At 39.5% G+C, this 26180-nt stretch carries 25 protein-coding genes, 1 tRNA gene and 3 pseudogenes; 7 read left to right on the forward strand and 22 right to left on the reverse strand.

What is annotated here, in order from left to right; translation table 11 throughout:
- Nucleotides 1–110: 110 nt before the first annotated feature.
- Together NST05_RS09395 and NST05_RS09400 are read left to right on the forward strand one after the other, a co-directional pair.
- Nucleotides 111–383 (forward strand): helix-turn-helix domain-containing protein, encoded by a 273-nt coding sequence (locus NST05_RS09395; protein ID WP_004224179.1) that lies wholly within the window; start codon nt 111–113, stop codon nt 381–383.
- 54 nt (nt 384–437) lie between these two features.
- Nucleotides 438–1661, forward strand: coding sequence for a site-specific integrase (locus NST05_RS09400; RefSeq protein WP_340743022.1), 1224 nt, complete (start codon nt 438–440; stop codon nt 1659–1661).
- A 105-nt stretch (nt 1662–1766) separates the two neighbouring features.
- On the opposite strand, the gene rpsI is transcribed toward NST05_RS09400, so the two are convergent.
- From rpsI to pnp, 15 genes are all read right to left on the reverse strand, one after another.
- Nucleotides 1767–2159, reverse strand: coding sequence for a 30S ribosomal protein S9 (gene rpsI, locus NST05_RS09405; RefSeq protein ID WP_002947796.1), 393 nt, complete (start codon nt 2157–2159; stop codon nt 1767–1769).
- Nucleotides 2160–2186: 27 nt separating this feature from the next.
- On the reverse strand, nt 2187–2633 hold the full coding sequence (rplM, locus tag NST05_RS09410; RefSeq protein WP_002886374.1) for a 50S ribosomal protein L13: 447 nt from the start codon (nt 2631–2633) through the stop codon (nt 2187–2189).
- 206 nt (nt 2634–2839) lie between these two features.
- Entirely contained in the window at nt 2840–3796 is a 957-nt protein-coding gene (locus NST05_RS09415; protein ID WP_014621038.1) for a ketopantoate reductase family protein, read from the reverse strand.
- Nucleotides 3797–4036: 240 nt separating this feature from the next.
- Nucleotides 4037–4435, reverse strand: a complete 399-nt coding sequence (locus tag NST05_RS09420) for a hypothetical protein (RefSeq protein WP_228024412.1) — start codon at nt 4433–4435, stop codon at nt 4037–4039.
- Nucleotides 4436–4735: 300 nt separating this feature from the next.
- Nucleotides 4736–5596 carry a DegV family protein gene (locus tag NST05_RS09425; protein ID WP_340743023.1) on the reverse strand — a complete coding sequence of 287 codons (861 nt, stop codon included), beginning with the start codon at nt 5594–5596 and terminating at the stop codon, nt 4736–4738.
- Between the two features lie 8 nt (nt 5597–5604).
- Nucleotides 5605–6120, reverse strand: a complete 516-nt coding sequence (locus tag NST05_RS09430; protein ID WP_084828427.1) for an NYN domain-containing protein — start codon at nt 6118–6120, stop codon at nt 5605–5607.
- Nucleotides 6121–6122: 2 nt separating this feature from the next.
- Nucleotides 6123–6866 carry a 23S rRNA (guanosine(2251)-2'-O)-methyltransferase RlmB gene (gene rlmB, locus NST05_RS09435; protein ID WP_100262598.1) on the reverse strand — a complete coding sequence of 248 codons (744 nt, stop codon included), beginning with the start codon at nt 6864–6866 and terminating at the stop codon, nt 6123–6125.
- Nucleotides 6867–6913: 47 nt separating this feature from the next.
- Nucleotides 6914–7156 (reverse strand): hypothetical protein, encoded by a 243-nt coding sequence (locus tag NST05_RS09440; protein WP_084828425.1) that lies wholly within the window; start codon nt 7154–7156, stop codon nt 6914–6916.
- 70 nt (nt 7157–7226) lie between these two features.
- Nucleotides 7227–7415, reverse strand: coding sequence for a hypothetical protein (locus tag NST05_RS09445; protein WP_084828424.1), 189 nt, complete (start codon nt 7413–7415; stop codon nt 7227–7229).
- 75 nt (nt 7416–7490) lie between these two features.
- Nucleotides 7491–7646, reverse strand: a complete 156-nt coding sequence (locus NST05_RS09450) for a hypothetical protein (protein WP_002948458.1) — start codon at nt 7644–7646, stop codon at nt 7491–7493.
- A 281-nt stretch (nt 7647–7927) separates the two neighbouring features.
- Nucleotides 7928–8329, reverse strand: coding sequence for a Mini-ribonuclease 3 (locus NST05_RS09455; protein WP_011680620.1), 402 nt, complete (start codon nt 8327–8329; stop codon nt 7928–7930).
- Complete coding sequence (cysS, locus tag NST05_RS09460) at nt 8322–9665, reverse strand: cysteine--tRNA ligase (protein WP_084828423.1); 1344 nt, start codon at nt 9663–9665, stop codon at nt 8322–8324. Before cysS ends, NST05_RS09455 begins: the two co-directional genes overlap by 8 nt.
- A gap of 371 nt (nt 9666–10036) precedes the next feature.
- The gene (gene cysE, locus NST05_RS09465; protein ID WP_002948444.1) at nt 10037–10657 is read right to left on the reverse strand and encodes a serine O-acetyltransferase; all 621 of its coding nucleotides are present in this window, start codon (nt 10655–10657) and stop codon (nt 10037–10039) included.
- Nucleotides 10658–10729: 72 nt separating this feature from the next.
- Complete coding sequence (locus NST05_RS09470; protein WP_084828422.1) at nt 10730–11500, reverse strand: SseB family protein; 771 nt, start codon at nt 11498–11500, stop codon at nt 10730–10732.
- Nucleotides 11501–11508: 8 nt separating this feature from the next.
- Nucleotides 11509–13734: a polyribonucleotide nucleotidyltransferase gene (gene pnp, locus NST05_RS09475; protein ID WP_084828421.1), complete on the reverse strand. Its 2226-nt coding sequence runs from the start codon at nt 13732–13734 to the stop codon at nt 11509–11511.
- Between the two features lie 207 nt (nt 13735–13941).
- Here pnp and pbp3 (NST05_RS09480) point away from each other — a divergent pair, with 207 nt between their 5' ends.
- Nucleotides 13942–15189 (forward strand): D-alanyl-D-alanine carboxypeptidase PBP3, encoded by a 1248-nt coding sequence (gene pbp3, locus NST05_RS09480; RefSeq protein WP_171815021.1) that lies wholly within the window; start codon nt 13942–13944, stop codon nt 15187–15189.
- Nucleotides 15190–15333: 144 nt separating this feature from the next.
- Nucleotides 15334–16590, forward strand: a pseudogene (gene pbp3 / locus NST05_RS09485) (D-alanyl-D-alanine carboxypeptidase PBP3).
- A 127-nt stretch (nt 16591–16717) separates the two neighbouring features.
- On the opposite strand, the gene NST05_RS09490 reads toward pbp3 (NST05_RS09485), so the two are convergent.
- Both NST05_RS09490 and NST05_RS09495 read right to left on the reverse strand, forming a co-directional pair.
- Nucleotides 16718–19168: an ATP-dependent Clp protease ATP-binding subunit gene (locus tag NST05_RS09490; RefSeq protein ID WP_084828419.1), complete on the reverse strand. Its 2451-nt coding sequence runs from the start codon at nt 19166–19168 to the stop codon at nt 16718–16720.
- Nucleotides 19169–19624 (reverse strand): CtsR family transcriptional regulator, encoded by a 456-nt coding sequence (locus tag NST05_RS09495; RefSeq protein ID WP_011225297.1) that lies wholly within the window; start codon nt 19622–19624, stop codon nt 19169–19171.
- Nucleotides 19625–19867: 243 nt separating this feature from the next.
- Here NST05_RS09495 and NST05_RS09500 point away from each other — a divergent pair, with 243 nt between their 5' ends.
- Nucleotides 19868–20338, forward strand: a complete 471-nt coding sequence (locus NST05_RS09500) for a COG2426 family protein (RefSeq protein WP_084825716.1) — start codon at nt 19868–19870, stop codon at nt 20336–20338.
- Between the two features lie 109 nt (nt 20339–20447).
- Here NST05_RS09500 and tsf read toward each other — a convergent pair whose 3' ends face one another.
- From tsf to NST05_RS09515, 3 genes are all read right to left on the reverse strand, one after another.
- Nucleotides 20448–21488, reverse strand: a complete 1041-nt coding sequence (tsf, locus tag NST05_RS09505; RefSeq protein WP_014621027.1) for a translation elongation factor Ts — start codon at nt 21486–21488, stop codon at nt 20448–20450.
- A 110-nt stretch (nt 21489–21598) separates the two neighbouring features.
- Nucleotides 21599–22366, reverse strand: a complete 768-nt coding sequence (gene rpsB / locus NST05_RS09510) for a 30S ribosomal protein S2 (protein ID WP_082308795.1) — start codon at nt 22364–22366, stop codon at nt 21599–21601.
- A 314-nt stretch (nt 22367–22680) separates the two neighbouring features.
- Nucleotides 22681–22751, reverse strand: a tRNA-Cys gene (locus NST05_RS09515).
- A 137-nt stretch (nt 22752–22888) separates the two neighbouring features.
- On the opposite strand from NST05_RS09515, the gene NST05_RS09520 reads away from it, so the two are divergent.
- Both NST05_RS09520 and NST05_RS09525 read left to right on the forward strand, forming a co-directional pair.
- Entirely contained in the window at nt 22889–23842 is a 954-nt protein-coding gene (locus NST05_RS09520) for a S66 family peptidase (RefSeq protein ID WP_084828418.1), read from the forward strand.
- Between the two features lie 586 nt (nt 23843–24428).
- Nucleotides 24429–24992: pseudogene (locus tag NST05_RS09525) on the forward strand (IS3 family transposase); the annotation flags it as partial.
- A 49-nt stretch (nt 24993–25041) separates the two neighbouring features.
- On the opposite strand, the gene NST05_RS09530 reads toward NST05_RS09525, so the two are convergent.
- Both NST05_RS09530 and NST05_RS09535 read right to left on the reverse strand, forming a co-directional pair.
- A complete protein-coding gene (locus NST05_RS09530; RefSeq protein ID WP_011225289.1) occupies nt 25042–25593 on the reverse strand; it encodes an NAD(P)H-dependent oxidoreductase in 552 nt (183 codons plus the stop codon).
- Between the two features lie 88 nt (nt 25594–25681).
- Nucleotides 25682–26110: pseudogene (locus NST05_RS09535) on the reverse strand (MarR family winged helix-turn-helix transcriptional regulator).
- Nucleotides 26111–26180 lie beyond the last annotated feature (70 nt).

Below are 26180 nucleotides of genomic sequence, written 5' to 3' on the forward strand. Positions count from 1 at the left end.
GATTATACGATTATATTATAAATAATCCTAAAACTTTTCTTTTTCATAATCTCCTTAAGGTAAGGGCTTTATAGCTCTTGCTTTTTTATTGCCTAAAAGGGAGGAAAATTATGCAAGTTATTTTACCAGAAGAACAAACAAAAGAAATTCAACTTTTTGTTGCAAATCTTATTAAAAATGAGATTGAAACCGTTAAAGAAGATTCAGGACAAATTAGTCCTTTTTTAAATAAAAAGCAGACCTGTCAGTATCTGGGAATTTCAAATAACACGCTGGATATCTGGATAAGAAAGGGAATGCCACATATTCGGATTGGAAAAACAATTCGATTTGATAAAGACAGTATCCGTAGATGGATGATACAACTGGAAAATCACTTTTGATTTCATTATAATAAAGTCAGGGTAATTTTCTAGCTCAGTAAAAAGGAGATTACTATGACAATTACAAAAACCTCAAATGGTTCTTATCGTTTAAAACTCTATGTTCCAACAGAAGCTAGACCTTCTTTGGGAATTTCAGGAAATTACTACGATAAGCGTTTTAAAACAAAGAAGGAGGCTAAAGAAGCTGAACTACACATTTTAATAGATATTAACACTATCCAAAAAGGGGGTGCATTACCACATCAAGCAATCAATGGCGATATTCTCTTCAAAGATTTTTATCATAATGTCTGGTGGGAAGCCTATAAAGCAGGTCAAACGACTTCAACAAATAAACCACCCACTCTTCCAACAGTTAACAATACAGAAACTGTTTTTAGATTACATATTTTACCAATGTTTGGAAATTATTCCATTAAATTTTTAAATCAGAATAAAACAGTCGTCTTAAATCTGATGACTGCTAAAGCAAATGAATATGCAAATTTCAAAGTCATACGTAGTTATGTTAATTCCATTTTTGACTGGGCAGAGGAATTAGAATATATTGAAATGAATCGCCTATCTAAAACAATCAGTCGTATTAAGGCTACTAAAAAAATCAAATTACAAGAAGCTAAGCGTGATGAAGATTTATACCTTACTTTAAGTGAGTTACGGGAATGGTTTGAAATGTTCCAAGAAGACCTAGAAAACAAAAAATTGTCGCTTAAAGACTATGTTTTATTTTTTACAACTTTTATCTTAAACGACCGTAAATCGGAAAGCTATGCTTTACAGTGGAAACATATCTCCTTAGATACATCTGAAATTGGTTTAATCCAAGCCTTGGATAAATATAAGAAGCCTAAGTCTACTAAAGGAGAAAAGAAAACAATTTTTGCTATTCCTCAAGAGCTAACTGTTCTCTTATATCAATGGAAAATTCAACAAAAATCAGAATTAGCAAAATTTGGTATCATTCAAACTCCAGAACAATATGTCTTTACTTATATTGACACTAAAGGCAATGTGAATAGCCCTCTGCATGCAGATTACCTTAATAACAAGATGAAATCTGTAGAACGTCGCCATAAAAATCTTAGGCATGCCACTCCTCACATGTTAAGGCATACTGGTGCTACTTTAGCTAAGAAGGCAGGAATGTCTCTGGAATCCATTTCAGAAGCTTTAACACATAGTGATTTGAGTACAACAAAGATTTATGTTAATACTTCAAATGTTGTTCCACTTAGTGCTGGCGAAACTGCTTACAGAGAGCTCAAAAATAAATAAGGTAAAAATAAGGTGAATTTTGAGGTGAGTTTTTCAAAAAGTGCACGAAAAAACACCCAATGAGGTAAACATTGAGTGTCTGTAATCGTTGCTGTAAAGCTGTTCTTAACGTTTTGAGAATTGTGAAGCTTTACGAGCTTTTTTAAGACCTGGTTTCTTACGTTCAACCATACGTGCATCACGAGTAAGAAGTCCAGCGCGTTTCAATGAATCGCGGAAGTCTGGGTCTACTTGAAGAAGTGCACGAGCGATACCGTGACGGATCGCACCTGATTGACCAGCGTATCCACCACCTACAACGTTAACATGTACGTCGTATGAACCTTCAGTTGAAGTAACTGCGAAAGGTTGGTTGATAACGAGACGAAGGTCTGCGTGTGGGATGTATTCTTCTAGATCTTTTTTGTTAACAGTGATTTTACCAGTACCTGGAACCAAACGTACGCGTGCAACAGCGTTTTTACGGCGTCCTGTACCTGCATATTGTGCTTGTGCCATTATATTAGTGCTCCTTTCCTCTTAGAATTAGATAAGTCCTGAGATATCAAGTACTTCTGGTTGTTGTGCAGCGTGAGTGTGCTCACCGCCAACGAAGACTTTCAATTTCATACCTTGTGCGCGTCCAAGAGTATTGTGTGGAAGCATACCTTTAACTGATTTTTCGATCAAACGAACAGCGTTTTTAGAACGAAGTTCACCTGCTGAGATTTGTTTCAAACCACCTGGGTACATTGAGTGAGTGTAGTAGATCTTATCAGTTGCTTTTTTACCAGTCAATTTAACTTTTTCAGCATTGATAACGATTACGAAATCACCTGTATCAGTGTGTGGTGTGAAAGTTGGTTTGTTTTTTCCGCGAAGTACGCTAGCAACTACTGCAGAAAGACGCCCAAGTGGCACATCAGTTGCGTCAACGACATACCATTTACGTTCAACTTGGCCTGGTTTAGCCATAAATGTTGTTTTGTTCATGATTTCTCCTATATATAGTTCGATTTTTGTTTACGAGTGATGGGTGTCCCTTCCCATCGAAAAGTATTTGGAAGGTTCCGGGGCCTTTCAAATGGGGTAAACAATACCGTTTAACATAATATCAAAAAAAGAAGTCCAAGGCAACACTTACCTACCATCTTTTCTTAGTTTTTTAGCGATTTTTTCTTCTTTTTCATAGAAAACGCTTAGCGGAATTTACGGGTATTTTCTGCTAAGTGAACTAAGTGGCGTAAAAAGTCATGCGTTTTTGCTTGGTAATCATAAGTCCTGCCTAAATCATAGATATAACCATTGATATAATCAACTTCTGTCTGACGTCCTTTGTTCATATCTTGGTACATTGACGGATAATGCAGAGGGCTTGTTTCCGCGCTAACATACCTAATAGTCTCCCATTCTTCATCACGACTATTCAGAGGAGTAATGCCCGCTAATTCGGCAACGTTATAAGCTTCATCAATTAATTGACGTCCTAGTTTTTCGGCACCTTCATAATCAATGAATTGTCCCATACGAATTTCAAAAAGGGTGCAAATGGTATTGATGACAGAATTGAACACAACTTTTGTGTAAAGTGTTCCTAAAAAATTATCAGTCAGATTTGGATTGAGGTTTGAGGCTTCAAATTCAGTTATTATCTGCTTTTGAACATCATCGACCATCCCTGATTGAGCGGCAAGATTAATAGAACCAGCACCTGCTTTTCCAATAAAATCAACATTTCCTGCGTCTTTCAAGACCGTTCCAATCAGACAAGTTCCTGCTAAAACTTTTTCAGGCGCAAAATAGCGATTGATTTTCTCGATATGTCCCATGCCATTCATTCCTGTGAAAACATATTGATTTTCGTGGAAGAAATGCTTACTTCGTTCGATCAACTGTGACAAATGCATTTGTTTATCAAAAATGATAAAAACATCTGGTTTCCCTTGGTATTCTTCTGGTGTCTGAATGCTAATTGGAATCAGATGACGATTTTTACCATCACGTGATTGATAAACACCACCTTGTTTTCTAACCGTGTCGATTTGCTCTTCCCACGTATCAATAAAATCCACTTGAGCACCGAGGTGTTCTTTTAATAGCAGCCCAAAACGTAGTCCCATTGCACCACTTCCAAGTACAGCATAAGTCAAAGCCATGTCTTTTCCTCCTTTGATTTTAAAAATTATATCACTTCATCAGTCGAATATGGAGGAAATCAGGTATAAAATTTTCTTATGGCTAGCTATAAATAAAGCAATGAAAGATTTCATGTGCTTTTTCAAACAAGTCACTAACTATTAACTTTAATATTGTAATCCAAACTAACAACTTTTTCTGTATAAGCATCGGCTGTAATGCGAATACAATAAGTCTCCACTTTTAAAATAGAGCTTTTGTTAATCTTTTAAGTCATCACCATCTATTTGATAATAGTGATGATGATTATTATCTACGATAGTTAGATGAAGGTTGCCATTATCTGTCGTCGCATTAACCTTGACCTCTAATTTACCAGCTTTTGGAACTGTAAAATGCCCTTTAGCCACTGTCAGAGAGGTTTGTGCCGCATCATTACTTTTATAAGTTTTATCATCTTTCATGGAAAAATTAACTGATTGGCTATTGTGTTTATTCCAAATACCAACAGCTATTACACAAATGAGGACAAAAATTGGTAGAGCAATCAACCATAAGCGAGAGTTTGTCTTGGATTTGTTGTTAGTCGTCAATTGCATTTCATTTTTGACTAAGTCATCAACTGAGATTCCAAAGTGTTGACTAATTTTAATGAGCATTTCAACATCGGAATAACTTTTCCCATTTTCTCAACTAGAAACCGTTTGTCAAGATACATGGAATAAATTAACAAACCCATCTTGACTAAGATTATTCTTTTTTCTTAATTCATTGATATTCATTATAAAACTCTCCTTTCGCTACTGACGTAACGAGTACATTATCTCCTTTTTCGTTTTGAAACACTATCCAATATCCTTGACATATTAGCTAAGGTGCCTTTACATCGTGTCAAATTCACTTGACAGTCCCATTTTACAATAAAAGAGCAGCATTTTACTACTCTTTTTACTTTAACTTTATCTAGCTTTCTCACCAATCGTAAAGACGGCTAACGTCCCTGGTCCGAAGTGGGTAGAAATAACTGGACCTAGTGGCATAATAAGAACTTGCTCAATGCCGTTAACTGTTAACAATTGTTCTTTTAGATTCTCAGCAGCTTCTAAATCATTAGCATAAGCGACAATCGCTGTGCTATGTCCAATATCCTGAGTAGCATACAACACCATTTCTTTAATGGCTTTTTTACGTCCACGGATTTTAGCCAAAGGAACCAACTTACCCGAATCGTCTAGCCAAAGAAGGGGCTTGATATTAATCAAACTACCAATAATTGCTGAGCTCTTAGAAAGACGGCCCCCACGCATAAGATGATAGAGATCATCAACTAAGAAATAAGTTCGTAAACGTGGCAAAATGTCCTCAATCATGGCTTTCGTTTTGGCTAAACTCTTACCTTGGTCACGAGCTTCTGCCGCCAAGATAGAGAGATAACCTTCTCCACCTGCTGCCGCCAGGGTATCTACAATCTCAATGACAGCTTCTGGATGCTCATCCAAAATCATGTCACGCGCCATAACGGCACTTTGATAAGTACCTGAAAGCACTGATGAGAAGGGCAGATAAAGGAGATCATCACCATTTTGAGCGTGACGACGAAAAACCTCTTCAAATTGACCAACATTCACCTGACTTGTGGTCGGTTGACCTCCTTCTTGCATAGCTTCCAACAGACGGTCACTCGTTAATCGATTGGGGCCAACGGTCTCATAAGTAATATCATCGAGCGTAATGGTTAGACCAATAAGTTCAACATCATTCTCCTGAGACCATTTTTCATCTAGATCTGCTGTTGAATCTGTCAAAATTTTAAATGTCATATATCCCTCTATTTTATTTCATTTAAAAGGTTCTGTAATTTTCCTAATTGTGTTTCGTCCCATGGACGTAACTTGGGGGTTGTTAAGTCAATATGTGCTGACATCTTGTCTAAATCCGACTTAACGGTATTAACACGCTCCTCCAACTCACGTGCTGAAACACGTAAAGCTCCTTGAGAAAAGATGGCCCACTGTTCATTTAAGTCGCTAGTTGCTACTTCAACTAGATTTTGAATAGTATTCATCTCGGCTGCTGAGCGCTCAATATAGCTATCAGCTGTCTCGTCTTCCTCAGTAAAAATAACACTGACACGGTACTGATCATAGCGCTGACGATTCCCTGGAACAAACTGGGCATCAAACACACAGATGATATCAATATGCTCAAAGTTGGCATAATGATTAAGCTTACGAAGCAGTGTTTCACGAGCTTCGTCAAGCTGATTGGTCTTAAAGAGTTGACGGGTTTCTTTCCAAAAGGCAATCATATTATAACCATCAACCAGAAGTATTCTTTTTTTCATAGTTACAATCGGTTTCGATAAACTTCATACATAAGAACCGCAGCTGCCACACTGGCATTTAGGCTCTGCACATGGCCACCCATAGGAATAGTAATCATCTCATCAACTTGTTTCTTGATGTTAGCGGAGATCCCCTTACCTTCATTACCAATGATAAGAGCAATCTTGCCAGCTGTGTTCCATTTATGAGATGCTGTACCATTCATATCTGTACCAAATACCCAAAAACCTGCTTCTTTAAGCTTATCAAGGGTTTGGCTAAGATTAGTCACTCTTGCAATCGGAATATACTCCACCGCTCCTGTTGATGTCTTGGCAACGACAGGTGTTACCCCTACAGCACGATGCTTGGGAATAATGACTCCTGTCACCTGAGTAGCATCAGCCGTTCGTAGGATAGAACCAAAGTTATGAGGATCATTAAGTCCATCTAAAATGAGAATCAGAGGGTTCTCCTCTTGCTCAGCCTTATCCATAATAACTGAGAGATCAGAGTAAGCGAACTCTGACACACGAAGGACGAAACCTTGATGAACAGCCCCACCTGTCATATCAGACAAGGTTTTCTTTGGTGTCCAAGAGATGGAAACCTTCTTTTCAGCTGCCAAGGCCTTAATAGCATCCACATTTTTCCCTCGAAGATCGTCTTGAATATAGAGTTTGTTTCCAGTATTAGCTTCTAGACTCTCCGTTACAGCATGCACACCATAAACAATGTCCAGGATTGATTCTTTAGTTGTTTTCATATGCCTATTCTATCATAAAAAAAGCACTCTTACGAGGGCAAAGCGTATTAAATAAATGTAATTTCCGCTAGGTAAAGCACTAGAAGAAATAAAACAACCCTTGCAGCAGCCAAAGTCTGCTTACCAATTGTATCTAGATCTGCAATTGATTCCGCAATCTTTCTCGCAGCCTGGGTAATGGTTTTACCTGCTGCTTGTAAGATGTCAATTGAGCCTGCACTTGTTGAACTGTTTCCGGAAATCTCTGAGATAAGTTCGTCTGTAAAGGTTACTTCTGACGAATAGATCAAATTCTCAATCTGTATTTTTATCCAACTGACTTATTTCTGCAGTTGTCTATACAAGAGAGCTATCAGTTTCTTAAGCCACTTCAGATATTGGGCTTGAATATCTTCGCTCAGATTCAGCTACTGATCGGTCCTCACCAAGATCCTGGACACGAGCCTCTTCTGAATGAGGTTTAGCCATAGAAACACTCGTTTCTACAATATCAACTTGAGAATGCACCTCAAGAAGCGCCTCATCTGTCTCACTTGAAGAGAAAACCATCAGTGACGTTGAGGTTACCACTGAGCTTACTTGACTGGGTGGTTCTGCCTGGGCTTTAACTGAAGAAAAATCAACTTACGGAGCTGATGCCTCACTATTAACATAATCTATTTTAGCTTCATCAGATTTCACCTGAACTTCGTCTGCTTTACCTGTTTGCAACATAAAACTAGACAAAATCAAAACAACAAAAGTTGTATAGAAAACTTTTTCCTTAGCTATTTCATTCACCTCCTCATTTTTGATATAGACTCATTTACTAACATTATAGACTTCTTTAACTTTCTGTTAAAAGAGTTTTATTAAAAAACGTTATAGTATCGGGATTACACGTGTCAGACACTCCTTAATTTCCTCATTTTAAAGCCTCTAAATATCAGTTTTATCTTATTTTTATTGTTAAAACACTGAATTACTTTGATTCTCAAACAATCTTGATTTTTAGACATCGTTTATTTTTCACAATCTAGATGAATTTTAAACAACAAAAAATCCTGCTCTCAGCAGAATTTTTAGATTTCTTTTTCAACTTCATCAATGCACCAAGCAACCAACTCTTCTAGACGGTCGATATCCTCGGTCATATGAAGATAACCCATGACTGCCTCGAAGCCTGTTGACATTTTATAGGTAATAACATCCGTATTTTTAGCTTTGGTATGACTCTTAGCATTACGACCTCGTTTGTAGATGTCCAGCTCTTTTTCAGTCAAAAGCTCTCGCTCTAGCATTTTTTCAATGAGGCTAGCTTGAGCCTTGGCGGAAACATAGCGTGTAGCTAGACGATGCAATTGATTTGGCTTAGTCTGTCCTTGAAAAATCAGGTGACGGCGAATGTATAAGGAATAAACAGCATCTCCCTCAAAGGCGAGTGCAATACCATTAATAAGATTTACATCAATGTGTTTAGTCACGTGTCCACCTCACGCCCTCCTTGGTATCAAGAAGTTTGATACCTTGAGCAGCTAACTCATCACGAATACGATCTGCTGTCGCAAAGTCCTTGTTGGCACGAGCTGCTTGACGCTCTTCAATGAGTTTTTCGATATCTTCATCAAGAGTTTCTTCTTCGAAAACAATACCGAAGACTTGTAGAATTTTTTCAAAAGCATCTTTAACAGTTTCATCATAGTTGCCTGAATTAATCCATTTGGCCATATCAAACAGAACAGTCACACCATTTGCCGTATTAAAGTCATCATCCATAGCCGCCTGGAAAGCATCAAGATAAGCTTGCAATTCGACTTGGCTTACCTCTTCTGTTAGTGGTAGACTGTGCGTATTTTTCAAATACTTGAGATTGACTTCAGCATCATGGATAGCTTTCTCGGTAAAGTTAATTGGTTTACGATACTGTTGTGTCGCTAGGAAGAAGCGAAGCACTTGCCCATCAACCGTCTTAAGCATATCATGAACAGTCACAAAGTTACCTAAGGATTTTGACATTTTCTCATTGTCCACATTGACAAAACCGTTATGCATCCAGTAATTAGCAAAGGTCTTACCAGTCTTGGCTTCTGATTGTGCGATTTCATTAGTATGGTGTGGGAACTCAAGGTCCGCACCTCCACCATGGATATCGATAGTATCCCCAAGGATTTCAGTCGCCATAACAGAACATTCGATGTGCCAGCCTGGACGTCCAGGTCCCCAAGGACTTTCCCAAGAAATCTCTCCTTCTTTGGCAGCTTTCCAAAGGGCAAAATCCAGAGGATCTTCCTTACGATCTGTCTCAGCATCCGTACGTCCGCTAGCACCAATTTCAAGATCTTCCAAGGTCTTGTTGGCTAATTTAGCATAATTGTTTGACTTAGTTACTCGGAAGTATACATCACCTTCAGAAACATAAGCAAAACCTTTATCAATCAAGATTGATACAAATGCAATGATTTCATCCATGTAGTTAATAACACGAGGATTTTGTGTCGCTGGTTTGATGCCAAGTTGTCCGGTATCTTCCATAAAGGCTGCGATAAACTTGTCCGACAATTCCTTAGTTGAAATACCAGCTTCATTAGCTGCCTTGATAATCTTATCATCTACATCCGTAAAGTTGGAAATATAGTTAACTGTGTAGCCACAATATTCAAAATAACGACGAATAGTATCAAAAGCTACTGCTGAACGGGCATTTCCGATATGAATATAATTGTAAACTGTTGGTCCGCAGACATACATATTGACAACATTTTCTGTCAAAGGTACAAAATCACGGAGCGAACGTGTCATCGTATCATAAATTTTAATCACTTGAGATTCCTTTCAATTAACTGGAAACTATTTTTTATCCTTGATATGGTTTAGGTACAAACACAAGAGTATAACGAGAATGATAATCCAAATAGTCGCAACTAGCTGACCTTGAGCCAAGAGAGACATAGCTGAAAGAAAACTCCCAACTATATAGAAGACCAAAAAAGGATTACTTTTGAACAATTTTTTCACAACTCAAGTCTCTGACGTTGCTTGTAGACAATACCAGCCCACAAAAAAGAGATACAAAACCATAAAGCAGCCATGCTATAATCCCCTCTATGTAAAGCAATGTAAACAAGAGCGAGTGGACCTACAACGGTCAGTCGAGTCACCTTTGAACTAAAGAGTTTTATCTTTTTCTTTCCTTATAGACGTGATGAGTGAAAGCTAGCTGCTTTTAGAAGATCTTCTAGCTTTTCGCTATAGTATTCACGACCTTCCTCAATGTCATGAATCACTTCTTCATCCTTTTTACCGTGAACACGTACGACCTTAGCAGGGACACCAACTACCGTAACATCTTCTGGGACATCGGCAACAACCACAGCTCCTGCACCTACCTTGGCATTTTTTCCAATCTCAATAGGGCCAATAATCTGAGCATGGGCTGAAACCAATGCACCCTCACGAACGGTTGGGTGACGTTTTCCGACATCTTTACCAGTACCACCTAAAGTAACACCGTGATAGAGCATAGCTCCTTTTTCAACCACAGCTGTTTCACCAATGACAAGGCCAGAACCGTGATCAATAAAGACACCTTCAGCAATCTGAGCCCCAGGGTGAATCTCAATCTGAGTCCAAAATCGCCAAAATTGACTATGCATACGAGCTAAGAGTCGACAATTGTGGCGCCAGAGAAAATGTGAGATACGATGAGCGGCCAAGGCTTTGAGACCAGGATAGGTTAAAAGAACCTCCAAACTTGTCCGAGCCGCTGGATCATTTTTCTTTACAATATCAATACTTTCTTTCCACCATCCCATATAGGTCACTCCTTATATCATTATTGTTTACTGTCGCCTTATTATCTTTTCAGAGGTTTGATAATACCAGGATTACTTGCTATCATCCTCAAAATAAGCCCAATCGACTAACTCAGGATGCTCATCAAAAGGATTGATGACAACACCTTGAACCTTGTCCAACTCATTTTCGCCACTTGAAGGCTGGTAAATTTCTGCCAATGGCCACTGCAGAATGTTCCCTTTAGCCTTACGGAAAGGTAAACCAAAAGTCTCGCTCCCGTACCATTTAGCAAAGCTCGTCAAGTTTGTAAACACAGGCACATAGCTCTGCCCCTCTGCATTCGACATAGTCGCAAAGAAACGGTCATCCTGACCATCTTCCTCGCGCTTGTGAACGAAGGCTGGAACAAGATAAATCTTATCCTTAGGATCTGCCTTTTGATTTTTCTCACCCAGAAGATTATTAAGAGTATGAGTAAAATAGTTGATGAATTGAATTAATTCACTGCTTGCAAAAAGAGTGGTATTCGAGAAGTCACCCTCCTCTTTAAGGTTAAAAGCAAGGCCAAAAAGTTCTGCCTCAACAAGCTGAGATAGAATATCTAAACTTGAACATTTTACCCAAGTCTGCTCTTTGGCACTATCTTGAGTATCTTTAAAGGCTTGCAAATCCTGATCACTTGTAAAGACAGGAACAACCTTCTTCCCTTCTACTTCAACTGCATAAAGGCTTTGAGTTGCCAATACCGGAGTATGTTGGAGGTGATTAACCAAGGACAGACTAGTCAAAAAATGGTCTGGTTCCGTTAAAAACTCTCTCAAGGTTTCATCAAAGGCTTGCAATTCTTGATTTTCTGTCATTATTCTATTTATTCTTTCGTTTCTGATTCATCACTTTTTTTCGGTGCTTCCACACTTTCATTATGATGGTCTGGTTTATGATGAGAACAACAGCAGTGACGATGCTCTTCTCCATTTTCCCCGTCTTCATTTTTTTCAGGTTTAGGAAGCAAGGTTTTGATTGAAGCATCAACACGACCTTTTTCATCGATTTTGATAATTTTAACGGTTACCATATCCCCAACCTTAACCACATCTTCAACATGCTCAGTGTGTTTCCAAGCTAATTCTGAAATGTGGACTAAGGCATCAGTCTTATTGAAGAGGTGGACAAAGGCACCGAACTTTTCAATACGCACAACTGGTACGGTGTAGACCTCGCCAACCTTAGCTTCACGTACAAGGTCAGAGATGATTGTTTTAGCACGGTCAATAGCATCCTGATCACTAGAGAAAATCTGAACGAGTCCTTCTTCATCGATATCAATTGTGACACCTGTCTCAGCGATAATCTTGTCAATGGTTTCACCACCCTTACCGATGACAACCTTAATCTTGTCAACAGGAATCTGAATACTATCGATCTTAGGAGCTGTTGGGGCCAATTCCGAACGTGGTTCAGCAATCGCTGACTCAATAACATCAAGAATTTCAAAACGTGCCACCTTAGCTTGAGCTAAAGCTTCCTCAAGAATAGCAGGTGTAATTCCTGAAATCTTAATATCCATCTGAAGAGCTGTAATACCTAGACGTGTACCAGCCACCTTAAAGTCCATATCACCAAAATGATCTTCTAAACCTTGAATGTCGGTTAGAACAGTGTAGTTGGTTCCATCTGAAATAAGACCCATGGCAATTCCCGCAACAGGTGCCTTAATCGGCACCCCACCGGCCATAAGAGCCAAAGTGCCTGCACAAATAGAAGCCTGTGAAGAAGAACCATTTGACTCCAAGACTTCGGATACCAAACGGATAGCATATGGAAACTCTTCAACGCTTGGAAGAACTTGAGCAAGGGCACGTTCACCTAAAACTCCGTGACCAATTTCACGACGGCCTGGTGCACCGTAACGCCCTGTTTCACCCACCGAATACTGAGGGAAATTGTAGTGGTGAAGGAAACGTTTCTTATACTCTGGATCCAAACCATCAACGAGTTGTGTATCACTCATAGGGGCTAAAGTCAAGACTGATAAGGCCTGGGTTTGCCCACGTGTAAAGAGACCTGATCCATGAACATTTGGCAGAAAGTCAATTTCAGCATCCAAAGGACGAATTTCATCCACACGACGACCATCAGGACGAACCTTGTCTTCTGTAATCAGACGGCGCACTTCAGCATGTTCCATCTGCTCAAAGATTTCTACCACATCACGTAGAATGGTTTCCTTATCCTCATCTTCTGCAAAACGTTCTTGATAAGAAGCGAGGACCTCTTCTTTAACAGCCTTGGTTGCTGCCTCACGCGCCAGTTTTTCTTCCACCTGAACAGCCTTAGCTAACTGATCATAATAAACTGCTTCAATTTCAGCCTTCAAATCAGCATCCACTTGGAACAGTTCAACCTCAGCCTTTTCCTTACCAACAGCCGCAACAATATAATTTTGGAAATCAACCAACTCTTGAATAGCTTCATGTCCCTTCAAAAGTGCTTGCAACACGATGTCCTCTGACAATTCCTGAGCACCTGCTTCTACCATATTGATGGCTTCCTTGGTACCTGCCACTATCAAGTCTAAATGTGAAACTTCTTTATCTGATGCACTTGGGTTGATGATGAAATCTTCCGCTGCATAAGCCACTTGAACCCCAGCAATAGGACCATTGAAAGGAATATCCGAAATAGAAAGTGCTAAAGAACTCCCAAACATAGCGGCCATTGGCGCACTAGCATTCTCATCATAAGAGAGAACAGTATTAATGACTTGAACTTCGTTACGAAAACCCTCCGCAAACATGGGACGAATAGGACGGTCAATAAGACGAGCAGTCAAAGTGGCATCAGTCGAAGGTCGTCCCTCACGCTTGCTAAAGCCTCCTGGGAACTTACCAGCCGCATACATTTTTTCCTCATAATTAACCTGTAAAGGAAAGAAATCTGCAGTTGCCATCTTTTTAGACATAACAGCTACTGACAATACGGTTGTATCTCCATAACGTACTACAACGGCACCATTAGCCTGCTTGGCTACCTGTCCCACTTCCACAACAAGTGGGCGTCCTTCAAAGGTCATCTCAAAAGTTTGTTTAGCCATGTTGATCCCTCTTTTTATCCATAACCAACCCCACAAAAACGAACTGGTCAACTTTATATCATTCATTTGATATAACTTCCATTTTACCATATTATAGTCGAAAATGGCAGAGCTTCGGCATAAGTTGCGCTCCAAGCTTTTCTCGATTTCAGATATTTAAGTGGTTTTGTGATATAATAAACACTTATGAGAGACAAAGGAATGACTATGAAAAAATTACAACACATCATTATGATTGCCTTAATCTTAATAGGTCTAGCAACACCTGCCCTAGCACAAGATCAGACTGATTCCTTCGATGTTGCTGCAAAACATGCGATCGCTATCGAAACCACTACAGGAAAAGTGCTCTATGAAAAGGATGCTACAACTCCTGATGGTGTTGCTTCAATGACGAAAATCCTGACAGCCTACATGGTCTACAAAGCCGTTGATCAAGGTAAAATTACTTGGGACACTGAGGTAGGTATCTCAGATTATCCATTCAACTTAACAGTTGATCCAGAAGTTTCAAACGTCCCACTAGACTCTCGAAAATATACTGTTAAACAACTCTTAGATGCTACCCTCATTAGTAGTGCCAACAGTGCAGCAATTGCTCTAGCTGAAAAAATCTCAGGAACAGAGAGTACCTTTGTTGACACTATGACAGCCCAACTAAAAGAATGGGGCATTACAGATGCTAAATTATTTAACGCTTCGGGTCTGAACAATAAATATCTAGGAGATAACCGTTATCCTGGCTCTAAACCAGATGACGAAAATACCATGAGTGCTCTAGATATTGCGATTATCGCAGACCATCTCATCAAAGACTATCCCCAAGTACTCGAAATCACCAAACAAACCGAGGTTGATTTCGAGGGTGACAACAAATTGACTACCCACAACTACATGTTAGAAGGCCAAGAAAACTACCGTGAGGGGGTTGATGGACTTAAGACTGGAACAACTGAACTAGCTGGGGCATCCTTCGTAGCCCACTCCAATGAAAATGGCATGAGCTTGATTACAGTCGTTATGAATGCGTACAATGGTGGGGACGATGAATCTGCACGTTTCACAGCCACAAATGAGTTGCTAGATTATGTGACACAAAACTGGGAAATCAAAACCCTCAACACTAAGGGACAAATCGTCAAGAAAAATGATATCAAGGTAGCCGATGGAGACAGAAAAAACATCTCTGCTAGGCTCGAATCAGATCTTACAGTTGTCCAAAAAAGAAATAGCCAAAATGATTCAGTAAAAATACAAGCAAAAACCGTGACAGCTCCTATCAAAAAAGGAGATACCATTGGAACAGCAATATATGATGATAAAGATCTCGTAGGAACAAGTTATATTTCTGATCCACCTCAAGTTGATGTCACAGCCAACCAGTCCATTATGAAAAGCTTCTTCTTAAAAGTTTGGTGGAATCATATCCTTAATTTCTTCACAGGAAGCAAGTAAACACAAAACTATCTTTTGATATCAAAAGATAGTTTTTATTTGCTTTGAAAATCGTGGTATAATCGTAAAAGCTCCTTCTCAACACCTTAAGTTCCTCTCAAAATGTGGTATAATAAATACCCAAAACACATGAAAGAACAAACCATGAAAAAACTGATTACACTTATTATGACCTTCTTACTCTGTCTGGGAAGCGTAACTCCTACTTTTGCAGCAGATAAGAAAAAAGGATTTGATGCCTCAGCCAAGCATGCTATTGCTGTCGAAGCAACTACCGGTAAGATTTTATACGAAAAAGATGCGACTACCCCTGCTGGGGTTGGCTCTATTACCAAACTTCTAACAGCCTATATGGTTTATAAAGCAGTAGACCAAGGAGACCTCAAATGGAACACTAAAGTTGACATTTCTGACTATCCCTTTGAATTGACTGTCAGTGTCGGAGTGTCCAATATTCCACTAGATGCCCGTAAGTACACTGTCAAACAGCTCCTCGACGCCAACTCTTATTGCCAGTGCCAACAGCGCAGCCATTGCCCTAGCCGAGGAAATCGGAGGTACTGAGAGTAAGTTTGTTGATATGATGAAAGCCCAACTCAAAGACTGGGGTATCACTGATTCCAAGATTGTCAATGCCTCTGGACTTAATAATTCCTATTTAGGTAATAATATTTATCCAGGTTCTAAATCAGACGAAGAAAACACCATGAGTGCCAAGGATGTTGCTGTCATTGCACAACATGTGATTAAAGAATATCCCGAAATCCTCGACATCACTAAAAAGACAGAAGCTAATTTTGATGGTGTCAATAAACTCAAAACCTTTAACTATATGCTTAAAGGACAGCCTAGTTACCGCAAGGGAGTTGATGGGCTCCAAACGAGTACCACTGATTTGGCCGGAGCCTCCTTCGTAGCCCATTCAAATGAAAGTGGGATGAGTATTATCACAGTCATCATAAACGCTGAACACACCGATACGGATGACTATGCCCGGTTTACCGCAACCAATGAACTCCTTAATTACGTGGTCTACCATTGGGAAAGTAAGACTATTGCTAAGAAAGGACAAGCCATCAGCAAAGGCCAAGCAGATGTCCTCGATGGTAAATCCAAGCAAGTGTCTGCTGTCGCTAAGTCTGACTTTAATACTATCCAAAAAATAGATGCTAACAATAACAAACACATTAAAGTCACTACCAACCAGATTCAAGCCCCTGTCAAGTCAGGAGACAAGGTGGGAACAGCCACCTTTGAAGATAGGACTCTTGTAGGAGATGGCTACCTACCTAACCAAGGCTGCCAAGCATGGAACTGGTTGCTGGTAAAGAAGTTAAGAAGAGCTTCTTCCTCAAGGTTTGGTGGAACCACTTTGTCACCTTTGTCAACGAGAAACTCTAATACTTACAGTCGAGCGTGGCTCGACTTTTTCTTTTACGCCTGCTTTACGGAAAGGTTGACTCTATCTTGACTCTTATCGACACAAAAAGACAGATTATGGGTGTAATCTGTCTTTGATGTTTAATATTTACACTACTGTAAAGGTTAATTTATCTTTCGAGCAACCAATCTTAAGGGTCTGTCCGCTAACAACTTGGCCACCTAGTAATAACTCAGACAACTTGTCCTCCACTTGAGTTTGAATCGTACGACGTAATGGACGAGCTCCCATCTCAATATCATAGCCATCCTTAGCCAAATGCTTAAGAGCAGCTGGTTGGAATTTTAAGCTTATACCTTTATCGGCTAGAGCTGAAATTAATGGTTTAACCATAATCTTGACAATGTCATGTAGTTGTTCTTCCTCTAAGCTGTGGAAGACAACCTTCTCATCAATACGGTTAATAAATTCTGGACGATAGGACTTCTTAAGCTCTTCCATAATGCGTGCTTGCATGGCTTGGTGATTATGAGAAATAGTTTGAACACCAAAACCAACAGTTTTATCATCACGAAGAGCTGTAGCTCCCAAATTTGAGGTCATAATGATGATAGTGTTTGAAAAATCAACCTTACGACCACGGCTATCTGTTAAAACACCGTCATCCAAAACCTGTAAGAGAACGTTGAAGATATCTGGATGAGCTTTCTCAATCTCGTCAAAGAGAAGAACTGAGTAGGGCTTATTTCGAACTTTCTCTGTCAACTCTCCACCCTCATCATATCCGACATACCCTGGAGGAGCACCATTAAGGCGACTAGCCGCAAATTTTTCCATATACTCCGACATATCAAAGCGAAGCAAAGCTGATTCATCATCAAAGAGAACTTCCGCCAAAGCCTTGGCCAATTCTGTCTTACCAACACCAGTAGGTCCAAGGAACATGAAGGAGCCAATAGGACGTTTTCCAGTACGAATACCTGACTGATTACGACGAATAGCACGGCTGATAGCCGAAACCGCCTCATCTTGACCAATAACACGTTTGTGGAGTTCTGATTCAAGATTTAGGTAACGCTTGCTGTCAGTCTGCGTCATCTTCTCAACAGGGATACCTGATAAACGACTAAGAGTTTGCATAATCTGATCCGCATCTACCAAAGTAGGTTTAGGAAATTTTGCCTTTTGGTTAGCCTTATACTGTTTAACAGCAGCCCTAATATCCCCAGATATAAGTGCTTCATCCAAAGGCGTTATCTCACGTTTGGCCTCTTTTTTGATACGAACTTGAACAGTTGCACTCGCTTCATCTAAAAGGTCAATTGCCGAATCAGGCAAATTCTTACTCGTCAAATAGCGATGCGCTGCCTTGACTGCCGTCTCAACTGCCGCGTCCGTAATAGTCACACGATGATAGTCTTCATAAGACGAACGCAAACCGTTTAAAATATCGATTGCTTCAGATACACTTGGTTCTTCAATTGTAATTTTAGCAAAACGACGGGATAAAGCTGCATCTTTCTCAATATGCTTTTGGTATTCAGCTTGCGTGGTTGCTCCAACCATGTGAAGTGTCCCGCGCGCAAGGGCCGGTTTCAAAATATTAGCCGCATCCAAGGTACTATCAATACCTGAACCAGATCCAATAATCGTATGTAGTTCGTCAATAAAGAGAATGATTTTCCCATCAGCTTCAATCTCATCAATGATCTGATTCATACGCTCTTCGAAATCACCACGGAAACGTGTCCCTGCAACAACGCTCATCATGTCAAGCTCTAAGATACGCATATCAGCCAATTCAAATGGTACTTCGCCTGAAGCAATACGTTGCGCTAAACCAAGAGCAAGTGCTGTCTTACCGACACCAGCTTCACCTACCAAGACAGGATTATTCTTCGTTTTACGACTCAAAACCTGAATCATGCGTGAAATTTCTTCATCGCGTCCAATAACGGGATCAAGATTTCCTGACTCCGCTAATGCAGTTAAGTCTTTGGTATAATCTGCCAGTTCACCAGTAGATGATTGAGGAGGTTGCATCATATTGGCAAAATTCGCAGATGCTTTTGATTTCTTAGGTTTACGAAGATCGTGAATTGCCTTCAAATCTTGCTTGCTAAGACCAGCATTACGCTCCAAAGAACGTCGTAAATCTATGATGCGAGGTTTATCGCTATCATCTTTATATTGAAAACCAGCCACTTCAAGGAGGCGACAAACCATTAAATCCTTATGAAGAAGGAAGGCCATCAATACATGTTCAGACCCCACCTCTACAGCACCAGTCACACTAGCGATTCCTTGCGCCTCTTGCAACATAGCCTCTAGCGCAGGTGACTGTGCACGTAAATCGATAATATCTGATTTCGACAAGTCTTTTGGCCTCTTCTCCATAGCCAATACAGCAGCTGTCTCAATCTCTTCCGAATGAATACGGTCCTCAAAATCAGTAAATGTTAAGTAGGCTACAGATCCCGGAACCTCAACCATAGCCAGAAGCACATGCCAAGTCTCCAAGAAAGGACTTTCAAAACGCTCCGCTTCAAGCTGAGCACGATGGAAAATGGCCTGCATTTTTCTTGAATATATCGTCATCTAATTCCCTTCTCTATCCAATCTAAGTAATAGCGAGCGTAGAATACGCGAACGAATGATAGCCGCATCTTCGCCTAAAACATCATCACTAGCAGTCGCTAAAATCAAATTTCCCTCACGCTCAGTGATAATCTTTTCATCAAAAAGCAACTGAATGAGGTCTGTAAAGACTTGTTCGCTGAGCTGATCTGCCAAATTTTGCAGCAAATCATTAATCATATGGTGTTTGTCGGAGAATCTAACTTTGACAATGCGAATATAGCCGCCACCACCACGTTTGCTCTCAACAATATACCCACGACTCTCTGTAAAACGAGTCTTGATAACATAGTTAATCTGACTTGGTACTACTTGAAAAGCATCTGCTAAGTTCGAGCGTTGAATCTCAGCAGTTCCAGACTGGCCCAGCAATTCTTTAATATATTCTTCTATACTATCTGATGTATTTCTTGCCATCTTAATTCCTCCAGTCTAATTTGACTATAACTGACTATTATTATACCAAAAATGTTAGCACATGGGAAACTATACTCTCGAAAAGCTTTTTAAAGTTGTCATTGGAGAACATATAAGATACAATAGATAAGACTAAAAATAGTAGGTTTCTCAATTTTTTTACTGAAATATCCTGAACACCACGATAAAACTCACATTCCTTGAATTTTATCTCTTATTCCATTTCCTTATGAAAGGTTACTCATGAAATACATCATTGCATTCTTAATCTCTATGATTCCCCTTGTTGAACTCCGCGGAGCAGTTCCTGTTGCTATCGCCTCAGGTATTCCTTGGTGGCAGGCCCTTGTCCTTTGTGTGATTGGGAACATGCTTCCAGTTCCAATTATTTTCTTCTTCGCCCGCCGTGTTCTCAAGTGGGGTGCTGACAAACCTCTTATCGGTGGTTTCTTTACCTGGTGTCTAAAAAAAGGCCATAGTGGGGGTCAAAAGCTTGAAAAAGCTGCTGGAGACAAGGGTATCTTCTGGGCCCTTCTGCTCTTTGTAGGAATTCCACTTCCAGGAACAGGAGCTTGGACTGGTACGCTTGCAGCATCTATCCTAGACTGGGACTTTAAGCGCAGTGTTCTAGCTGTTATGCTCGGAGTTATCCTCGCAGGTATCATTATGGGAACTCTCTCCCTTCTATTTGGAGTAGACACTCTTGCTCATTAATAGAAATGTTTAGACATCTGGAGAAATGCTCAGATGTTTTCTAATTACAACAAAAAAGAAGTTACGATTGATTCACGTAACTTCTTTTCTTTTTATCTAGCAACTAGAATTAGTTGTTAAGAGCTGCTGCCATTGTGGCTGCAACTTCTGATTCAAAGTCGTTAGATGCTTTTTCAATACCTTCACCAACTTCAAAGCGAACGAATTCTACTACTGAAGCATTTACTGATTCAAGGTAAGCTTCAACTGTTTTGCTGTCGTCCATGATGTAAACTTGGGCAAGAAGAGTGTACGCTTGGTCAACTTTAGTGTTGTCAAGAATGAAGCGGTCCATTTTACCTGGGATGATTTTATCCCAGATTTTTTCTGGTTTACCTTCAGCAGCCAACTCAGCTTTGATATCTTCTTCAGCTTGAGCGATAACTTCATCAGTCAATTGAGCTTTAGATCCATATTTAAGGTGTGGAAGAGCTGGTTTATTAACCATTGCACGGCTTTCGTTATCTTGATCGATAGCATGGTTAAGTTGTGCCAATTCATCTTTAACAAATTGTTCGTCCAATTCAGAGTATGAAAGAACAGTTGGTTTCATCGCTGCGATGTGCATTGAGATTTGTTTTGCAATAGCTTCATCTCCACCTTCGATAACTGAAACAACACCGATACGTCCACCGTTGTGTTGGTAAGCTCCGAAGTGTTGTGCATCGGTTTTCTCAACAACTGCAAAACGACGTAATGAGATTTTTTCACCGATAGTAGCTGTAGCAGTTACGTATGCAGCTTCAAGAGTTTCACCTGAAGGCATAGTCAATGCAAGTGCTTCTTCATTGTTAGCTGGTTTACCTTCAGCAATCACTTTAGCTGTTTCGTTTACCAACTCAACGAATTGAGCGTTTTTCGCAACGAAGTCAGTTTCAGCGTTAACTTCAACAACTGCTGCAACGTTACCGCTAACGTAAACACCTGTCAAACCTTCAGCTGCAATACGGTCAGCTTTCTTAGCTGCTTTAGCCATACCTTTTTCTCGAAGTAATTCAATCGCTTTTTCGATATCGCCATCAACTTCAACCAATGCTTTTTTTGCGTCCATGACACCAGCACCAGATTTTTCACGCAATTCTTTAACAAGTTTAGCTGTAATTTCTGCCATTTTGTTTTTCTCCAAATTTATTTTATAAAACTAAGGGGCTGGGCTGAGCCCCGCCCCTTAGGTGTTTGTCGTATCTTTAGTGGGCAACACGCCCTAACCAATCTTAAAGATTAGTTGTTGTCACCTTCGACAACTTCAACGATTTCTTCGATTGAATCAGCTGCAGCTGCTTCTTGGAAATCTGCAGAAGCGTCTTCACCTTGATTACCTTCGATGATAGCGTCAGCCATTTTTGAAGTGATCAATTTAACGGCACGGATAGCATCATCATTAGCTGGGATGATTACATCGATCTCATCTGGATCAGCGTTTGTATCAACCATTGCTACAACTGGGATACCAAGTTTCTTAGCTTCTTTAACAGCGATTTGTTCTTTGTGTGGGTCAACGATGTAGATTACATCTGGAATACGAGGCATATCTTCGATACCACCCAAGAATTTTTCAAGACGTGCACGTTGTTTGTTAAGAAGTGCAACTTCTTTCTTAGGAAGAACTTCGAAAGTTCCGTCAGCTTCCATTTGTTTGATTTCTTTCAAACGAGCGATACGTTTTTTGATAGTATTCCAGTTTGTAAGAGTACCACCCAACCAACGGTGGTTGATGTAGTATTGACCAGCACGAGTTGCTTCTTCAGCAACTGCTTCAGCTGCTTGTTTTTTAGTACCAACGAACAAGATTACTGCATCGTTAGCTGCTGCTTCACGAACGAATTCGTAAGCTGTTTCAACCATTTTTACAGTTTGTTGCAGGTCGATAACGTGGATTCCGTTACGTTCTGTGAAGATGTACTTAGCCATCTTAGGATTCCAGCGACGAGTTTGGTGACCAAAGTGAACACCAGCCTCAAGAAGTTGTTTCATTGAAATTACTGCCATGAGTATTTCTCCTTAAAAAATTGTTTTCTCCTCTCCCAGACTTCATCTTGCAAACCCACCCATAAAGAGCAACAGGTTCACAATACATCCAGAATGAGTATTTGTTGCATAATACAACTATCATATTTTACCATAAAAGCCCAATTTTGACAAGTCAAATGCGACCTTAAAAAAGCTTTTCTTTAAAGTATTTTGGCAAAGATTTTTGCATACTTCCTATCATAAAATATCTGCCATGATAAATTATTGTTCCCTTATTACGAAAACAAAAGCCCGACAGAATCGGGCTTTTTGTGTGTAAACACATTATACAAAGGCGGTAGACGGATTTGAACCGACGATCAAGCTTTTGCAGAGCCGTGCCTTACCACTTGGCTATACCGCCATAACGAATAATATTCTACCTTAAAATCTAAATGACGTCAAGTAGTTTTCTTAAATTCTGAACTTATCTTACCGATTCTATTTCCTTGTAAAATACGGGATTTATGCTACAATACTAAAAATCTTTGGAGGTGTTTTATGAAAAAACTAAGTCCTAACAGTCACATTCGCGTACTCAGTCCGTCAGATTCAATTGCTCGCTTGGGTGGATTTGAAGCCAACCTTTCTCCCAAAGAAACGTTAGAAAATCTAGGATTTCGTGTGTCATTTTCAGAACATTATTTAGAATCTGATATGCTCTCTTCTTCTTCAATCAAGAGCCGTGTTGCTGATTTGCACGCTGCTTTTGCTGATGACTCTGTTGATGCTATTCTGGCTACGATTGGTGGTTTTAATTCTAACGAACTGTTGCCCTATATTGACTACGACTTAATTGCCAAACACCCTAAAATCATTTGTGGGTTTTCGGATTCGACAGCCTTTTTGAATGCTATTTTTGCTAAAACTGGAAACCTCACTTACATGGGACTGTCATATTCTAGTTTTAAAATGAAAGAAGGTCAAGATTACCAGATAAAGGCTTGGTTAAATGCCATGACAAAATCAGCTTATGACCTTGTTCCAAGTCAAGAGTGCTCAAGCGACCCTTGGTATGACCCAACACAACCACGCCATTTTATGCCAACAGAATGGAAAATTTACAACGCAGGGAAAGCTTCTGGCACCATTATTGGTGGAAATTTATCTACTTTTGGACTCCTTCGCGGAACACCTTACGCCCCTCAAGTCAACGATTATATCCTTTTCTTAGAAGAGGCAGAAGAAGATGACTATCATGATTTTGACCGCAATTTAGCAGCCATTTTACAAGCTTACCCCAATCCAAAAGCGGTGCTTATCGGACGCTTCCCAAAGGAATGCCAAATGACACCCGAAATATTAACCTATATCCTAGACAAGCACCCACTTCTTAAAACCATTCCTGTCATGTATGACCTTGATTTTGCCCACACTCAGCCACTCTTTACAATCACTATCGGCGCACAAGCAAGCATTGACACTGATACTTTGAGTATTCATATCGAGGAATAAATAACCTAAAAAAAGAATAATTAAAGTATTTTCATTTGCAGATTTGCAAATAAACCGATTTCATCAATTCCTCTGCTAAAATGGGGTTGTAATCTAAGGAGGAAATCTACTATGTTGAACCGCTTAATTATTTTATTACCTATTCTTATTTTTTTGCTTTTGCCACTTATTTAATAAGCAACCCTTAATAATAAACTTTAAACAAAACTCTTTTCATGACACAAAAAGAACCACTCTTATCTAATCTCTGTAAGGGCGGTTTTTATTTGTTTAGTTTTGGTCAAAAAGACTTGATAGATTTGCCTTTAAAAAAGCAACAATGGTCGGATTGCCAACTTCTTCGACGCAAGCAATATAATGCTCCAAATCAGAATGGTCATCTAACCCACTTTCGCGATATGGGTAATAATTTTTTCGAGAAATTCAAGCAAATCGTCGCAAATATATCTTGATAAGTTATGATTTTCTCCAAACATTCAATAAATAAGTCGCTTGGTAAATTTTACGATAACTAATCAGGGTCAAAATCAAGTTCAGAAAAACAAGCTTTGCACTTTTCTTATGATTTGGCAAAGATAAATACAATTTATCTCGCTCGACTTACTATTATCAGTTGAAACCACTAGATGGGCACGACAAAGATAAAGAGACTAAAGGCGAAATTCAAGAAATTTATTATGAGCATAAAGGAAATTATGGCTATCGCCGAATAACTCTGGAATTGAGGAATCGTGGTTTTGTAGTGAACCAGAAGAAGGTCCAACGTCTGATGAAGCTCCTTGGTTTAAGTTCCCAAATTCGTCGTAAACGCAAGTATTCTTCATACCAAGGAGAAGTTGGCAAGAAAGTAGATAACCTTAGTGACCAAGGTTGGCAATATCAACATCAGTATTAACATCAATTTTTAGAGGATAAAGGGATCCAGACGTCCATGTCACGTAAGGGAAATAGTCCAGACAATGGTATGATGGAGTCCTTCTTTGGCATTCTTAAGTCTGAGATATTTTATGGTTACGAGAAGACGTTTCACTCACTTGAGCAATTGGAACAAGCTATTGTAGACTATATTGATTATTACAATAACAAACTAATCAAGGTAAAATTAAAAGGACTCAGTCCTGTGCAATACAGAACTAAATCCTTTGTGTAAATTAATTGTCTAACTTTTTGGGGTCAGTACAGAAGGCTCGGGGTATTAATTATTCTGATTTAATCGCTTCAATCAAAGCCTCAGCTTGATTCTGAAGGCTTTCAAGAACTTCTTCTGTTACTACGAATTTTCCATCTACCCAGGCTGTATCATTTACACGTGTCGCTGTAAAATCACCAACTACTTGGGTACGGATAAATGGTAACAATTCTTTGTAGGCATCAAAAAGTTGATTGTGACCACCATTAGCAACTGATGATACAGTTACAATCTTATCTTGAAGAGCTGATGGTCCTGAAGGATCTGATAGATCAAGGGCACGACTCAACCAGTCAAGCAAATTTTTCACTGGCCCAGGAATTGAAAAATTATAAACCGGTGAGAAAATCCAGATAGCATCAGCAGCCAAGATCTGCTCTCGAACTTCTGTCAAAACAGGAAGAATTGGACTTTCTAAATCCTGATTAAAAACAGGTACTTGACTATATTCAAGATAAGAAACATTAGCTTTACCAGCTAGCATTTTCTCAGCTTCTTCTGCTAATTGGTGGTTAAATGATCCCTTACGAAGAGAACCAACGATAAATAGAATGTTTTTCATGATAAATTTCCTTTGTATTTCTAATAATCATTTTTACTACTACGTAGTAATATAATTGATTTTAGTATAAATATAAAGAAATCTCTGCTCAGACATTCTTAAATTTTTTCAGAAGCTCTACCAATTGGGACTGTTCGTCAGGAGACAAAACGGAAAAAGTCTCATCAATTGCTCGCTGATGTGGGGGATTGCTGCTTGGATAATACGGCGTCCCTCATCCGTCAAATCAATCTCAAAAGCACGCTTATCTGTTTGACAGGCTTTTCGTATCAACCAACCCTTTTTATCCATGTTTTTAATGACGACAGTCATATTACCCGAAGTGGCAAGCATGCAATCAATTAATTCGCTAATCTTCATACGCCCCTTGGCATTAAGCATATCCATGACTCCAAATTGAGTTGGTGTCAAATTAAATTCTTTAAAGGTCTCAGAAACCTTTGGCATCGATGGTCCGAAAAGCCTTACGCATAACAACCATACTTTTTACAGCCATGTTTTTATCTAGATCACTCATTCTAGTCCTTTCCAAATAGATGCTATTTTTAATAATCTACCACAGTTTTTCTAAAAGTGGTATATAAAAA

Source organism: Streptococcus sp. FSL E2-3494 (genome assembly GCF_038007085.1).
GTDB classification, from domain to species: Bacteria; Bacillota; Bacilli; order Lactobacillales; family Streptococcaceae; genus Streptococcus; species Streptococcus thermophilus.